Origin of the sequence: Methylocystis echinoides (genome assembly GCF_040687965.1) — a bacterium.
GTDB lineage: Bacteria > Pseudomonadota > Alphaproteobacteria > Rhizobiales > Beijerinckiaceae > Methylocystis > Methylocystis echinoides_A.
Genome location: NZ_CP156084.1, coordinates 824,798 through 839,205 on the forward strand (window position 1 = coordinate 824,798; position 14,408 = coordinate 839,205).

At 63.7% G+C, this 14,408-nt stretch carries 15 protein-coding genes and 1 pseudogene; 1 reads left to right on the forward strand and 15 read right to left on the reverse strand.

What is annotated here, in order from left to right; genetic code table 11:
• The first annotated feature begins 6 nt into the window (after window positions 1-6).
• Window positions 7-432: an FdtA/QdtA family cupin domain-containing protein gene (locus RVU70_RS03935; protein ID WP_363349779.1), complete on the forward strand. Its 426-nt coding sequence runs from the start codon at window positions 7-9 to the stop codon at window positions 430-432.
• Window positions 433-480: 48 nt separating this feature from the next.
• Here RVU70_RS03935 and RVU70_RS03940 read toward each other — a convergent pair.
• The 15 genes and pseudogenes from RVU70_RS03940 to RVU70_RS04010 all read right to left on the reverse strand — a co-directional run bounded on the left by RVU70_RS03940 (window position 481) and on the right by RVU70_RS04010 (window position 14,404).
• A pseudogene (locus tag RVU70_RS03940) lies at window positions 481-1,565 on the reverse strand (flagellar biosynthesis protein FlhB).
• Window positions 1,566-2,588, reverse strand: a complete 1,023-nt coding sequence (locus RVU70_RS03945; RefSeq protein WP_363349780.1) for a FliG C-terminal domain-containing protein — start codon at window positions 2,586-2,588, stop codon at window positions 1,566-1,568.
• Between the two features lie 14 nt (window positions 2,589-2,602).
• Window positions 2,603-2,965 (reverse strand): flagellar motor switch protein FliN, encoded by a 363-nt coding sequence (fliN, locus tag RVU70_RS03950; protein WP_363349781.1) that lies wholly within the window; start codon window positions 2,963-2,965, stop codon window positions 2,603-2,605.
• A gap of 21 nt (window positions 2,966-2,986) precedes the next feature.
• Window positions 2,987-3,907: a FliM/FliN family flagellar motor switch protein gene (locus RVU70_RS03955; protein WP_363349782.1), complete on the reverse strand. Its 921-nt coding sequence runs from the start codon at window positions 3,905-3,907 to the stop codon at window positions 2,987-2,989.
• Window positions 3,904-4,779: a flagellar motor stator protein MotA gene (motA, locus tag RVU70_RS03960; protein ID WP_363349783.1), complete on the reverse strand. Its 876-nt coding sequence runs from the start codon at window positions 4,777-4,779 to the stop codon at window positions 3,904-3,906. Before motA ends, RVU70_RS03955 begins: the two co-directional genes overlap by 4 nt.
• 78 nt (window positions 4,780-4,857) lie before the next feature.
• On the reverse strand, window positions 4,858-5,328 hold the full coding sequence (locus tag RVU70_RS03965; protein WP_363349784.1) for a transglycosylase SLT domain-containing protein: 471 nt from the start codon (window positions 5,326-5,328) through the stop codon (window positions 4,858-4,860).
• A gap of 37 nt (window positions 5,329-5,365) precedes the next feature.
• A complete protein-coding gene (locus RVU70_RS03970) occupies window positions 5,366-6,826 on the reverse strand; it encodes a flagellar hook-length control protein FliK (protein WP_363349785.1) in 1,461 nt (486 codons plus the stop codon).
• Window positions 6,823-7,938 carry a hypothetical protein gene (locus RVU70_RS03975; protein WP_363349786.1) on the reverse strand — a complete coding sequence of 372 codons (1,116 nt, stop codon included), beginning with the start codon at window positions 7,936-7,938 and terminating at the stop codon, window positions 6,823-6,825. The genes RVU70_RS03970 and RVU70_RS03975 overlap by 4 nt, the downstream gene beginning before the upstream one ends.
• The gene (locus RVU70_RS03980; RefSeq protein ID WP_363349787.1) at window positions 7,935-8,924 is read right to left on the reverse strand and encodes a flagellar motor protein MotB; all 990 of its coding nucleotides are present in this window, start codon (window positions 8,922-8,924) and stop codon (window positions 7,935-7,937) included. Before RVU70_RS03980 ends, RVU70_RS03975 begins: the two co-directional genes overlap by 4 nt.
• Window positions 8,921-9,553 carry a hypothetical protein gene (locus RVU70_RS03985; protein WP_363349788.1) on the reverse strand — a complete coding sequence of 211 codons (633 nt, stop codon included), beginning with the start codon at window positions 9,551-9,553 and terminating at the stop codon, window positions 8,921-8,923. The genes RVU70_RS03980 and RVU70_RS03985 overlap by 4 nt, the downstream gene beginning before the upstream one ends.
• A 9-nt stretch (window positions 9,554-9,562) precedes the next feature.
• Entirely contained in the window at window positions 9,563-11,230 is a 1,668-nt protein-coding gene (gene fliF, locus RVU70_RS03990) for a flagellar basal-body MS-ring/collar protein FliF (RefSeq protein WP_363349789.1), read from the reverse strand.
• A gap of 160 nt (window positions 11,231-11,390) precedes the next feature.
• A complete protein-coding gene (locus RVU70_RS03995; RefSeq protein WP_363349790.1) occupies window positions 11,391-12,284 on the reverse strand; it encodes a flagellin in 894 nt (297 codons plus the stop codon).
• 170 nt (window positions 12,285-12,454) lie between these two features.
• A complete protein-coding gene (locus RVU70_RS04000) occupies window positions 12,455-13,345 on the reverse strand; it encodes a flagellin (RefSeq protein WP_363349791.1) in 891 nt (296 codons plus the stop codon).
• A 225-nt stretch (window positions 13,346-13,570) separates the two neighbouring features.
• Window positions 13,571-14,083 (reverse strand): YchJ family protein, encoded by a 513-nt coding sequence (locus RVU70_RS04005; RefSeq protein WP_363349792.1) that lies wholly within the window; start codon window positions 14,081-14,083, stop codon window positions 13,571-13,573.
• Between the two features lie 120 nt (window positions 14,084-14,203).
• Window positions 14,204-14,404: a formate dehydrogenase subunit delta gene (locus RVU70_RS04010; RefSeq protein ID WP_363349793.1), complete on the reverse strand. Its 201-nt coding sequence runs from the start codon at window positions 14,402-14,404 to the stop codon at window positions 14,204-14,206.
• Window positions 14,405-14,408 lie beyond the last annotated feature (4 nt).

The following is a 14,408-nucleotide window of genomic DNA, read 5'->3' on the forward strand; positions in this document are numbered from 1 at the left end:
CCTCCAATGCGCCCAAGCGGCCCCCCTTGCCCGCCAAGGACACGATCGCGCTTCTTCGATGGGAGAATTTTGCTTCTGGAGTTTGAACCAATCGCCGAGCCGAGGGGCGCCTTGTTGCCGGTCGACTTTGAAGCGCTTCCGTTTTTCCCCAAACGCGCCTTTGTCGTCGACAGAGCGCCGCCGGGAACGACGCGAGCCGGCCATGCCCAGCGTCGCGGATACCAGCTGTTGCTACGCCTATCGGGACAAATCGCCGTCACCATGCGCCTCGGGGGGAGGACAGAAACCGTCGCCTTGCAATCGGATGGCCACGCCCTGCTCATCGAGGAGCCGGTGTGGAAGGAGACAACTTACCGCTCTACGGACGCCGTGCTTTTAGTTTTCTCGAGCGAGGTGTTCAGGCCCGAAGACCAGATTCGCGAAGAAAGCTGAGCTTTAGGCGCAGATCATCCCCAGCATGCACGCCCTCGGCGCGCGGGTTCATGACGGACCGGGCGCCCGCGAACGCGAGACGTTATCCAGGAAATGGATCAGCTCGGCGACGGGCCGGTAGAATTCCTGCGGTATCATCTTGTCCACTTCCACAATGTCGTACATGGCGCGCGCGAGCTCCTTGCGCTCCAGCACCGGCACGCCATGCTCCTGGGCGACTTCGCGGATCTTGAGCGCGATGAGATCCTTCCCCTTGGCCAGCACCAATGGCGCGCCGCCCTCCTCACGCACATAGCGCAGCGCAATTGCGTAGTGCGTCGGGTTGGCGATAACGAAGCTTGCGTTGGGCACCGCGGCGAGCATGCGGCGTCGCGAGCGATCCATCGCGAGAGAGCGCATGCGCGCCTTCACCAGCGGGTCGCCCTCGGACTGCTTGAGTTCTTCCTTGAGCTCTTGCCGGCTCATGCGGAATCGCGGCGCCACTTGAAACGTGTCCAGAAAAAGTCCGCAAGCGCCAAGAGCGACATCGCGATCGCGACGACGCTGGTCAGATGAATGACGAGCCGCAGCGCAATGGAGGGCAGCGTCGCCGGCTCCATGCGCATCGCATCGGCGTAAAGGGAGCGGTCGCCCGAGGCGACGATGGCCATCGCGGCTCCGATGATGAGAATCTTTATCGCTGATTTTGCAACTTCCAGAACCGAGGCGAGGCTGATGAACCGGGCGAGACCCGCCATCGGGGAGAGCCGCGACAGGTCCGGCATGATGCGGGTGAGCACCAATCGCGGCGCGCCCTGCACGAAGGCCCCCACCAAGCCGGACAGCACAGCGACGAGAAGGAAGGGCGTCAGAAAGCGCGCCAGTTCGAAGGCGACAGCCTCGAGATAGCGAGAGGCGTCGCCGTCCGACCGCAGCGGCAGCGCGCCGGAGTTTCCAAGAAGAAGTCGAAGTGAGTGAGAAAGCTGCGCGACGCTCGCTTTGGCCAGGAAGGCAAGGGCGCCGAGAAGCCCGAGAATCCCGAAGGCGGACGGAACGTCGCGCGACACGGGGGCATTGCCCTGTTCCAGCGCGTCGGCGATTTTCTTATCGGTGGCTTCTTCCGTTTTGGAATCGGCGTCTTCGCTTTCCGACACTTAGGCCGCCTCGCCGCGCCGCTCGGCGGCGAGATCGATGAGCCCCTGGCTGGAAAGCCGCAAGGTAAGACTGGCGATCTCGCGCTGCGCGGCGACAACTTCCTTACGCGGCGGCTCGGACGCGGACGCAAGCTCCGCCTCCACCATGCGACGCGTGCGCGTGGAGAGACAAGGGACCACCGCCGCGCGCACCGCTGCGTCGGCGCCGCGCAGCGCCAGGATCAGCCGGTCGATCTGCACCTGATCGAAAATGATCATGCGCGCGCGCTCGCTCAGGCCTACGATATCCTCGAAAGAGAAGATCATCGATTTGAGCTGCTCGGCGAGAACCGGCTCGGATTGAGCGATGCCCTCGATAATCTCCACGATCTGCTCCCGTTCGAGCTGATTGACGATGCCTGCTACGCGCGCGCTGACTTCATTGGTCGAGGGCGCGCTCGCCGCGGCGAAGAGGTCCTCCTGCAGGGCCTCCTCGACAATATGCAGCACATGTTCGGAGACGGGCTTCGAGACGAGCATCCGCCGCATGGCTTGCGACCGCAACATGCTCGGCAACAGCCCCAGCACGCGGGCGGCGACCGCCGGATCGACGCGCGACAACATAATGACGGCCGTCTGAGGATGTTCATTCGTGAGATAACCCGCCAGCAACTGATCGGAGAGCGCGCCGATGCGCCGCCAAAGAAACTTGTTGGACCGCCCGCGCAGCTCCGACATGATGTCGGCGACCTGCTCGTCCGGCAGAGCGCTCGCCAGCAGATCCTCTGCGACCGACTCGCCGCCCTGCAGATCGGGCTGGCCGTTGCTGATTTCCTCGATCAGGCCCGTGCAAATCTCCTCGAGCGTCGCCGACGGCACGACGTCGAGCGTCGCCGCGACGCGGGCGATCTGCTTGAGTTCGCCGTGGTCGAAGTGCTTCAACACCCGGCTCGACGCCTCCCGATCGAGCGCGAGCAGCACAGCTGCAATCTTTTCAGGGCCTCCAAACGGGCGGCCAGCGTCCTGCGGGGTATGAATCGTCATGCCGGAGTCGACTTCTAGAGCCGTATTTGCTCGCTCTGCGGTTCACAGATCTCGGTCAGTGAAACGCCGAAGCGCGCGCCGTCTTCCTCGACGACGACAACTTCGCCGCGCGCGATGGTGCGTCCGTTGACGACGACGTCGACGGGATCGCCGACGCGGTGATCGAGCGGCACGACGGCGCCGCGCCCGAGTTTCAAAAGATTTGACACTGGCAGCGTCGCGGAACCGACCACAACCTGCAAGACAACAGGGATGCGCAGGATGGAGTCGATGCGCTTGGAGCTTACTTTCTGTTCGTCTTCAATGCCGGCGAGCGACGGGCCCTCGTCCAGAGACGGGGAGGAAACAAGTCCATCGATTTCCAAATCGTCGATCATCGCGATCCTCCTTCGTCCGTCTCAAACGCCCAGGATGTTTTCTATGTAGGATTCGCGCTCATCTGAAAATTCTTCGAGCCTCACCGTATACATATTGTCTTTCTGACCGAGCGTGCACCAGAACAGCGTCCGTCCCTCGGCGACGACGCGGATGGGATCCGTCGGCGCGATCGGCAGCCGTAGCACGTCGCCGACCTCGAGGCGCGATATGTCGCCGAGAGTGAAGCCGCGCGCCTCCAGGCGCACCTCGGCCCGAACCTCGGTGCGCACAAGATTCTGGTAGAGGTTTTCCGACCATTTCTCGTCGGTCGCCTTTCCTTCCGCGCCTGGCGTTCGAGACAGCGCATCGCGGAAGGGATCGAGCGCGCTGCGCGGCAATGCGACGAGGATTTGGCCAGCGTAGTCGCCATAGCGGATCGTCATGCGCACAAGCGCGGCCACGGTCGCCTTGGAGCCGAGCGCGAAGAAACCCGACCCCTCGAGCGAGGGCTCACGATCGTAGGTAAGCCTCGACAGGCTCGAAAATGCGTCTGCAAATCCCGAGACGAGCTTCGTAACGCAATAGGCGATGATGCGGTCTTCGATGCGCGTTGGCGGCCTGTCGAGCGTGGCGTCGATCACGCCGGAGCCGAGCAGAAGCTCGAAGGTAAGGCAGCGAAAGACCCCGTCGACGGCGACAGCCAAGCGGGTGTCATTCTCCTGGCTTCTAAAGACGTAGATTTTGCCCAGCGCTCCGTATTTCTCCGCCAGCTCGTGAACCCGGCTGCCTTCGAAATTCTCGGTCGTAACGACGATTCCGTTGGCGTAGCGGCTGAGAAAGCGTGCGAAATTTGCGCCTGTTTCCTCGAAGATCGCGGTGAGCGCGGGCATGCGATCGATCGTCGCGTCCCCGACGAGCACCAGCTCCTCGCCGCCCTCTTTGAATGCTTCTTTGAGGATCATGCTGCTTCGGCCGCCGCTGCGCCGCCGTTGATGGTTTCATTCTCGACTTCGTCGATCGATGGCCGATCATAGGCCGGAATGGACTTGCGCCCATGTTCGATCGCGACCTGCGGCAGCGCCCCATTCATGAAGGCGAGCAAAGTCTGCTTGATGATCAAGAAGACGTGACAATCCTTGGTGCGGGCCACCTTCACCTTGTAGGCGAGCGGCGTCATGATTCCATAAGAGACGAAGATGCCGGCGAATGTGCCGACCATGGCGGCGCCGATGAGGCCGCCGAGCAGTTCCGGAGACTGATCGAGCGCGCCCATCGCCTTGATGACGCCGAGCACCGCCGCGACAATGCCGAGCGCCGGCAGGCCGTCGCCGATTGCGGTCAGCGCATGATAGGGTTTCAGCTTGTCCTGCTTAATGGCGGAGATTTCCTCGTCGATCAGCGCCTCGATCTCGAAGGTCTTCACATTGCCGATGATGTAAAGCCGGCAATAGTCGCAAATGAACGTCGTGATCTCGGGATTTTTCAAGACATTTGGAAATGCTGTGAAAAGCGCAGATTCGTTGGGCGCGTCGATATGGCCCTCGACCTCGGTGCGGGACTTGCTGCGCAATTCGCGCATCAAGGCGTGAAGAAGGCCTAGAATGTCGAGGTAATCGCGCCGCTTCGGGGTCTTCTCGAGGATCGCCTGAACGATGGCCTTGCCCGTGTCCTTGATGACCTTGATCGGGTTCGCGACAATGAAGGTCCCGAGCGCGGAACCCATGATGATGACGAATTCCCAGGGCTGCCAAAGGACAATCAGATGGCCGCCGAGCGCTGCAAAGCCGCCAAGCATGCAGCCCATCGTTACGATGAGACCAATGACGAAGCTCATTTCATCAGGTTCTTTCTTGCCGTTCGACAAGCTCTGGATAAGTTATGGGACTTGCCCGAGCCTGTTTTTCGAGGAGCGCTACGGGCCGCAGAAGGCCATGGCCGCCTCTGTCCAGGCGCCAAAGCCGCTTGCGACCATGTTGCGAATGACGGCGCAGACATACGTGCGCTGGGCGGGCGCATTGCCGGGCCCGGCGTGGTAGCGCGCGACTGTCGCCGTCCAGCTGCCTTCCTTCTTGTGCAAGGATGCGAGGAATCGCGCCGCATAGTCGACATTCTTCCCCGGATCGAACATTTCTTCGACCGAGGCGAACTGTTTTCCGTGATAACGGTAGTTGATCTGCATGCAGCCAATGTCGACGAGGCTCTCGCCCTGTCGACGCGCCTGGTCGAATGTCGAAAGCGCGTCGGCGAGCGTCGCGTTGAAAGAGGGGCGCCCGTGGATGTTCATCGCGTAGGCGTGCAGCGCGCCGCGTTGGCCGGTCTCGGTAAGCGCGACGGCGTAGAGAACGGCGAGCGGCACGTCGGTCTCGCGGGACGCGCGGATCATTTCGGCTTCGCAGATCGTTTCCGCCGCCTGGGCCGGGTTACAAAATAACGCCAAGAGGCCCAGTCTGAGCAGGCGTCTCGTCGCGCCTCTGCCGCTGGCGGGCCGGCGACTGATGCTGCCGACGCTGATCGGATCTTTGGTCATTGTCGAATCCGCGCTGTGACGCAAAACGCGCCGTTTGATCGTCAACGCCCGCGCGATCCTGCCCGGACGCAGCAGCTGAGACAGGCGGACTCAGATTGACCTTGAAGGACTCGAGCGTCATGCCTGTCTCGCCGATCGCCGAGGTGAGATTGTCGCGCGCGTCCATGAGCAAAGTCGATGTCCTTGGGGATTCCGCGTCGAGCTGAATCTCGACTTTTGCATGCGTCACCCGCATCCTGACGGCGATCGTTCCAAGCGCCGCCGGCTCGACCTGGAACCTCAAAATCTTCACAACCTCCGCAGGCTTTTCGAACGTCGGCGCCGCGGTGTGGCCAGCGGCCGACGCGTCGGCGCCCGCGCTGTCGGCGCCGGGCGACGCGACCAGCGTTTGCGCGACAACGACAGGCAGGTGCGTGACGATCTCGCCGACGTTGATCTTCAAAAGCGGCGAGGGAGCAAGTTCCGACGACGGCGCCAGTTTGATGGATATGCCCTCGACCGGCGCGGCCGCGGCGCGGTCTTCTCGCGCGTCGCTCGATGAGACATTGGGCGTCTCGCGCCCTTCCCCGCCGTCCTGCCTCGGCTCAGAAAGCTCCCTTGGCGTCGCAATATCCCCGGCGTCTTGCAGGCGCCGCTGCTTATCCGGGATGGCGACGGCGGGACCCTGCACATGGTCGAGCGACGGCTCCCTCGCCGCGCCGGCGTCCGTCCCGGATGGAGACGCGCCGGACGCCGGCGGGGCTGGCGGGGACAGGAACGCCGCAGACCGGCTCGTTGGCTGCGCCACCGATTGTGGCGCAGGGGCCAACTGTTGCGCAGCGAGCGGCTGCGCCAGGGCGCGCGCCGGCGCCGGCGCGACGGCGGCCGCATCAGGCGCCTCCGCAGAGCCGGGCTGAGCGGCGGAAAGCTGCGCCGTCGCGGGTGGAGGGGGGGGCGGGGGCGTCTGAAGCGGAGGAAGCGGTGCGGCCGGCGCTAAGAATACGCCCTGCGGCCCCTCGGCGCGCGCCTCTTGCGCGGCGCGGCCATCTTCTTCTTCATGCGAAGGCGCGGACTCGATCGGCGCCGCCAGGGCTGCGTCCACCAAGGGGATTGCGGCGGCCGTTTCAGGCGACGCGTCGGCGGTCAGCAAGAAGCGCAGCGAGAAAGGCGATGCATTCGTCAGCGGCGCCGCCATCTCCTCCTCCGCGTCGGCTGGCGGCGCGTCGGTCTTGTCGCTCAGATTGTCGAGGAGGCGGCCAAAGTCGCCGCCCGCCGGGGCGTCCTGCGGATTGGCGCCGCTGTCCGGCGCGATGCGTCCGGCTTGCAGCAAGGACAGCATGGCGCTGCCCATGGCGTCGCTCAAAGGGTTCGTCATGGGCGCGCTGACCTTTTCAACAGCTCGTCGCTTTGGGCGAGGGCGCGACGCACGGTCTCAGCCATCTCATAGGGGGCTTCGTCGGCCCGCGGCTCCGGCTCGACTCTCGCGGAGAGCCGCGACACGACGCTCGACGCGAGCGCGACCAGCTCGGCGTCTTCCTTTTCGAGCCGCTTTTGCTCGAGCGCCCGCAGATCCTCGCCGCCCCGCTCCTCCGTCAGCGCGACAAGGATGCTGCGATAGGCGTCGATCCGCTTTTGGGCGGCCGGGGTCGTCGCCGAGACGGCGGCCTTGTCGATCGCCTTCCGCGCGGGATCGAATTTGCCGCTTTGCAGCGCCCCTCGCGCCAATGCGAGATAAAAGGATAGGCGCAAGGTCGTCGGCGCCTTGTCGACGAGCGGCTCGAAGGGTCCGGGGCGATCGACGATCGTCTTCTCTTCGACCGTCGCCCGGCGAAACGCCTCCCAGAAGTTCTGCGCATAGGGCGAGGCGGCGTATTTGGCGATATAGCGTCCGGCGAGCATCGCGAGCTTGCCGGTCTCGCGCACGGGGTCGAGGATGGCGATCTCGCGCCGCAGCGCCGCTTCCTCCACGAGCGAGCCCGGCATCAGCAGGCGCGCCAGATCGAACAGGGCGGTCGCCCGCGCATTGTCGACGCCGATCAGCGCGCCGCCCTGCACGAGCGCCAGATGGCCGCCGACGACAGGCGGAAGGTCGCGCGCATTCATTTCCATCAGCGCCTTGGGAATGCCGCCTTCGCGGCCATCCGCGTATTCGACGCTCGCGCCGAGCAAGCCGGCGAGCTCGCCGCCGACGAATTGCGCCTCGTGAATTTCACGCAATCTCGCCGCAGCGCCGCCGCACAGGAGATACACGATCGCGGCGCGCACATTGCGTTCGTCTCGCCAGCCCTCGGGCTCGACGGTCTCAATCGCCATGTCGATGAGGTCGAACTGTTTCGCCGCCCGATCCCGCGCCGCGCTATTGCCCACGGCCATGAGATTTTGCATGGCGTTGAGATCGCGCACCATCGATGCGAAATCCTCCGCTCGCGCAACGCCGCTCGCGTGCAACGCCGCGAGAAAGACGACGGCGCGTCCGACATGCGTCATCGCTCGGCTCCGCGCAGCAGAATCTCGATCCGACGGTTGACAGGCGACAGCGGATCCTTGGCGTTCTTTGGCCGCCGCTCCGCGAAGCCGATGATCCGCTCGACGCGCGCCGCCGGCAGGCCGCCGCGCACCAGCATGTAATTGACCACCGTCGCGCGATCGCTCGAGAGGCGCCAATTGTCGTAGTTCTTGCCCATGTAAGAGCGCGCGTCGGTGTGGCCCCTGAGCTCCACCGCGCCCTTTCTCGCGGCGAGAATTTTGCCGATCTCGCCGATGATTCGCACGAGCTGCGGCTTCGGCTTGATGGAGCCGACGTCGAACATCGAAAAATTCGCGTCGTCAGTGAGACTGATCAGCAGGCCTTCATCCGTCTGCTTGACCTCCACCTTCGGCGCGTGCGCCTCTTGCGCCGCGATCTTCTCGATATCTGTCTGAAGCGCGCTCGCCATCGCCGCAGCTTCGCCCGCGGCGGCCGGACTCTGCTTCGGATTGGGCTTTTCGTGCGAAAGCGGATCTTCGGCCGGCCCCGACTCTGCGGCCGGGCGCATCTCCTTTTTGAGAGAACGGTCGAACGGATCGCGCGGCGCTGAGGCCGGCCGCGCATTGGGCCGCGGCTCCTCCTGCGCGATCGCGTCGAGCGCCTGCAATGGGTCCCGCTGCAGCGCCGCCTCCGAATCCTTGGGCTCGCCGTTCCCCTGTTTTTGAGGCACGGGCGGATTGATCGCGCTCTTTCCCTCCGAGCCCGTCGCGGGATCGCGAAGACCCTTGTGCGCCTTGGTCACGTCGACGAGCTGGAGGGGATTGAAATACTGAACGATGACCGCCTTCGTTTCCTTGGACGTCGAGTTGATGAGCCACATGACCAGAAAAAAGGCCATCATTGCGGTCATAAAATCCGCGAAAGCGAGCTTCCACACGCCGCCGTGATGCTCCTCTTCGGCTTCCACCTTTTTCTTGACGATGATCGGGGGTCCGTTGTGACTCATGAACCATAGCTCCTGCTGTCGCACAGACGGCGCATCCACGCCTCGAGTCGCGTCTCGATCCTGGTCAGGCCGAAATCAACTGTCACGTCGACGCCGTCGCTTTCAGTGAGGATCGCCGCCGCCTGTTGCGCAGCGAATGTCTCGGCCATCTTCTCGATGAGATCCCTTGGACCCTCGAGCCGGATCGCGGGCGCGGAGTCGTCGGCGATGGCGCGACGAATCGAGTCCGTCAGCTCGTCGACCGTCGTTTGTTCGACTTCCCGCGCGACAAAGGGCGCCAGAATGCGGGCGACGTCGCCCCTCAGCGCGTCGAAAGCCTGGGCGAGGGTTTCGGAAAGTCGCCGCGCAAGGACGTCGCCCTGCTGCTCGATCCATTGCGTCCGCGCCTGGCGCAAGCTCTCCTCATGCGCGGCCTGCTGCTGTTCGAGGGCGGCGGCGAGCTCTTCATCGAAGGCGCTTCGCAGCGCCTCGAGATCGACGGAAGGAGGCGCGACAGATTCGGGCGCGGGCTCTTCGCCCAGCCCCTCTATAGACGGCTCGAACAATGTCTCGAGGATCGGCGTCGGCGGGGGCAGCCGAGGCGGCTCGTCGAAGCGCAGGAGATAGGCGGAAACGTCGTGAATGTTCATGGCGCGGCCTTAAGACCTCATCCATTGCTTCATGATCGCGGCGGCGTGGGCGTCGTCCTGCTCGATCAAGCGCTCGAGCTTTTTGCGCGCGCTCTCCTTCGCCGCTTCGACGATTCCTTCGAAGAGCGCCGAGCCCGGCAACAGGCCTTCGTCGGGGATTTGAAGCATCGGCGGCGAGTCGAAAGCGGGTTCAATGGCGAGCGGCGGTTCGGGCGGCGTGAGCGGCGCGATCCCTGGCGACGCCAAAGGCGGCGGCTCGATGCGCTCCTGCGCCAGCGGCGCCTCGGCCAGCAGCGCGCGACGCGCGGGCGCCAGGCCAAAGATCACGATGACCGCCGCAATGCCGATCGCCGTCAGCGCATTGATAATCGCGCCGAGATGGCTGCGGAGCGTGGCGACGAAGCCCGGATTTTCTTCCGGCGTCATTTCGTGCTCGTTGAACATGAAATCGACCGCCGACACTTTGAGCGCGTCGCCGCGCTCCTTGCTCAGCCCCGCGGCGGAGGACACGAGCATTTCAATCTCCTTGAGCTGCCTTTCCACGATTTCAGGCTTCGGCGGCTCCTTGCCTGGCTCGGCGAAAGCGGAGCGATTGATCAGCACGGCGACCGAGAGGCGCTCGATCGTGTACCCGCCGCTTACCGTCGTCACCGTCTTGGACGAGAGTTCGTAATTGGTGAGCTCCTCGCTTTTCTTGCTCTCGTCGTTCGACTGCTTCGTATCGCCGCCGCTGGCGCCGTTTTGCGGGATGTTGCGCTCGACGGTCGTGGACTGCGCGCCGCTGTTGTTTTGCGACTGCGCCGTTTCCTTCACGGTGCGGGTCGAGCGCTCGACGCGCGACTCCGGATCGAAGATCGTCTCATTGGTCTGCTTACGATCGGTGTTGACGCGCGTGCGCACGCTCACTTGAAAATTGGGGAGCCTCAGGTAAGGCGTGAGCGTTCGTCGGATATTGTCCTGTATGTCTTTTGAAATGCTCTTCTCCAGCGCCAGCGTCTTCACCGGAACGGCGTCGGTCGCTTCGCCATCGGAGGATGAGAGGATCATGCCGTCCGTGTTGAGCACCGTCACTTGATCGACCGTCATGCCGGGCAGCGACGAGGCGACGAGATGACGGATGGCCTGAGCAGCGCTGGAATCGTCGGGCCCCTCGGTGCGGATGATGACCGAGGCCGACGGCGGCTGTTTGGCCCGGCGAAACGAACCTTCATCGGGCATGACGATGTGAACGCGCGCCGCCTTGACGCCGCGAATGAGCTGGATGGTGCGTGCAAGCTCGCCTTCGAGCGCGCGCACCCGCGTCACCTCCTGCATGAAGGAGGTGAGGCCGAGCGCGCCGACCTTGTCGAAGAGTTCGTAGCCGGCGTTGGCGCTCTGCGGCAGGCCGCGCTCTGCGAGCAGCATACGCGCCTGCGCGGTCTGGCCGTAGGGAACGGACACGGCATTCCCTTCCGGGCTTACGTCGAAGGCGATATTGCTCGCCTTCAGCGCGGCGCCGATGCGGCTCACGTCCTCTCGGTCGAGCCCGGCGTACAGCACCTCGAATGCAGGACGCGAAAGGTAATAGGCTGCGGCGGAGACGATCCCAATGACGAGCGCGAAGATGAGCCCGAGCGCGGCGAGCTTCTTGCCGCCGAGCGCCTTGAGATTATCGAAGAATAGGCTGAGATGATCCATGGCGTCGAAGCAGGCGTCCCCTGTTCCTTTGACGCCAAGAGTCCGCGCACGGGCTTGCGCGAGCGTTGCGCGACGAGCTGTAATCGATCTATTAACAAAAGGTTAATAACAAAACGACTAGGCGGGCCGCTCGTCTATAGCGGCCCGCCCGGCCTGAAGCTTACTGGAACAGCTTCATGATCATCTGCGCGTTCTGGTTCGCGATCGAGAGCGACTGGACGCCGAGCTGCTGCTGCGTCTGCAGCGCCTGCAGGCGGGTCGACGTCTCATTCATATCCGCGTCGACGAGCGACGACACGCCGGTGGTCAACGCCTCGCTCATCGTCCTGATGAACTCGTTCTGCTGCGTCACGCGGGTCTGCGTCGCGCCGATCTCCGCGGCGTAGGTCGTGAGATCGGACAGCGCCTTGTCGGCGTTGGTGAGCGTATCGGCGATGGTCGCCGCAGCAAGATCGCCAGCCGCGAGTGCAGTGAAATTCGTCGCGGCGCCGGCCGCGCCGCCCTGCGATTGCTCCAATATGCCCGCGCCGCCGCCCGCGCTGTCGATCAAGGTGGTGAGCGTCAGATCGATCGTGCCCATCGAGGAATTGTTCGCGCCGGCCCCGTCCGCGTAGGAGGCGATGAATTTCAGCGGACTGGTCTGCGAGCCGTCGAGCGCGTTGAGCCCGGTAAAGGTGGCAGAAGTGACGACGCTCGAGAGCTGCTTGCCGAGCTGCTGCAAGTTCGTGAGAATCTCCGTCGTATCAGCGCCCGGCTGCTGCGCCTGCGCGATGCCGTTCTTGATGTCGTTCATGACCGTGATGGCGCTCTTCACCGCCGCGGCTGCGACATTCAGCACGGAATTGGCGCCAGAAAGCGAGTCGCTGATCGTCGACAACACGGCTCTGTCCGATTTCATCGTCTCGGCGATGGCCCAGGTGGAGGCGTTGTCGGCGGCGCTGGCGATTTTGAGGCCGGTCGAGACCTCCTGCTGCGTCTTGTTCAACGCCGCCTGAGTCGAGCGCAACGACTGAAGCGCGGTGATGGCGGAGGGGTTTACGAGGATGCTGGCCATTTTCGTTGTCCCTTTTCGGTTGAGAAAAATACAAGGGACATACCGGTGTCGCGCCGGTTCCACGGATAAGGCGTCATGCCACGGGCCTCGCCCGTCCGAAGCAAGTAGTCAACCACAAGCCTAAGCAAAGGCCGCGACTCGTGAGCCGCGGCCATGATTTCACTCGAACCTTACTGGAAGAGTTTCAGGATCATCTGCGCGTTCTGGTTCGCGATCGAGAGCGACTGGACGCCGAGCTGCTGCTGCGTCTGCAACGCCTGCAGGCGGGTCGACGTTTCATTCATATCCGCGTCGACGAGCGACGACACGCCGGTGGTCAACGCCTCGCTCATCGTCTTGATGAAATCGTTCTGCTGCGTCACGCGGGTCTGCGTCGCGCCGATCTCGGCGGCGTAGGTCGTGAGATCGGACAGCGCCTTGTCGGCGTTGGTGAGCGTATCGGCGATCGTCGCCGCAGCAAGATCGCCGGCGGCGAGCGAAGTGAAATTCGTCGCGGCGCCGGCCGCGCCGCCCTGCGCCTGTTCCAAAATCCCCGTGCCGGCGCCCGCGCTGTCGATCAGCGTCGTCGGCGTCAGGTCGATTGTGGCGATGGAGGAGTTATTGGCGCCCGCGCCGTCGGTGTAAGACGCGATGAATTTCACCGAGGTCTGGGAGCCGTCGAGAACGTTCAAGCCGGTGAAATTCGCCGAGGCCACGATGCTCGAGAGCTGCTTGCCGAGCTGCGCCAGGCTCGTCAAAATTTTCCCCGTATCAGCGCCCGGCTGCTGAGCCTGCGCAATGCCATTCTTGATGTCGTTCATGACAGTGATCGCGCTCTTGACGGCCGCGGCGGCGACGTTGAGCACGGAGTTGGCGCCCGAGAGCGAGTCGCTGATGGTCGCCAAAACGGTCTTGTCGGACTTCATCGTCTCGGCAATCGACCATGTCGAGGCGTTGTCGGCCGCGCTCGAAATTTTCAAGCCGGTCGAGACCTCCTGTTGCGTCTTGTTCAACGCCGACTGGGTGGTGCGCAGCGACTGGAGGGCGGTGATCGCAGATGGGTTTACGAGAATGCTAGCCATTTGAGGATGTCCCTTGTTGGACTGAGAACATGTAAGGGACATGCCGGTGTCGCGCCGGCTCATCGGATAAGGCGTCATGCCGCGGGCGCGAGCCCGTCCGAAGCAACTAATCGACTGAATACGCGGCTTGCGATTTTACAGATCGACGCCACAACTCTATCGGAAGCTGCGCCATTGAAAATGAGAATGCCCAAACGGGCTTAATGGACAGTTAACAACCAAGTCTCAGGCGGCGGCGCCGCAGCACTTTTTGTATTTCTTGCCCGAGCCGCAGGGACAGGGATCATTGCGGCCCGGCTGGGCGCCTTTCACGATCGGCTGGTTTTTGCGGTTCGCCTCTTCCTGGAAATACCAGCGGCCGTCCACCTTGCTAAAGAGCGAGCGCTCACGATGCGCATAGCGTTCGCCGTCGAGACTGAAATTGGCGATGAACTCCACATAGCCGGTTTCGTCGCCCTCCTGCCCGTCCTCGGTCGAGAGCACCTCGAGACCCAGCCATTGCGACTGTCTGGCCCAGTGGGTGATCGCCTTGCGGTCGAAATCGTCGCGGGTTCCGGGCGCCAAGGTCGCTTCCAGATAGTCGACGTCGCCTTGCGCAAAGGCGGTATAGCGCGATCGCATGAGCGCTTCCGCCGTCGGCGGCGCCTTGCCCGCCTCGAGATAGGGCTTGCAACAATCGACATAGTCGCGCTTGTCGGCGTCGATCATGCGGCACGGGCAAGTTGAATCTGTCGTCATGCTGGTTTTCGCTCTCGCGCGAAGCTCGGGAAAGGCGCGCTGGACCGCGCGTATGGGATGCTGCGACGGGCGGCAGTCTTGGGGGCCGGACGCGCCGCTCCGTTTACGGACAGGCTGGCGTCAGGCCGCGCCCTTCTTCTCGGCGTCGAGGATCTTGACGGCCTCGATGGCGATCGGCTCGAGGCCGACGCCGCCATGGCGGACATGTTCGCAGATGGTCTCGCGCATGTGGGGAGCCCAGAACTTGCGCAGATGCTCGGCCATGCCGGCGGCGGCGCCGATCTTCTGCGCCCCGAAAAAGGCGCCGATCTGATTGGCCATTTTC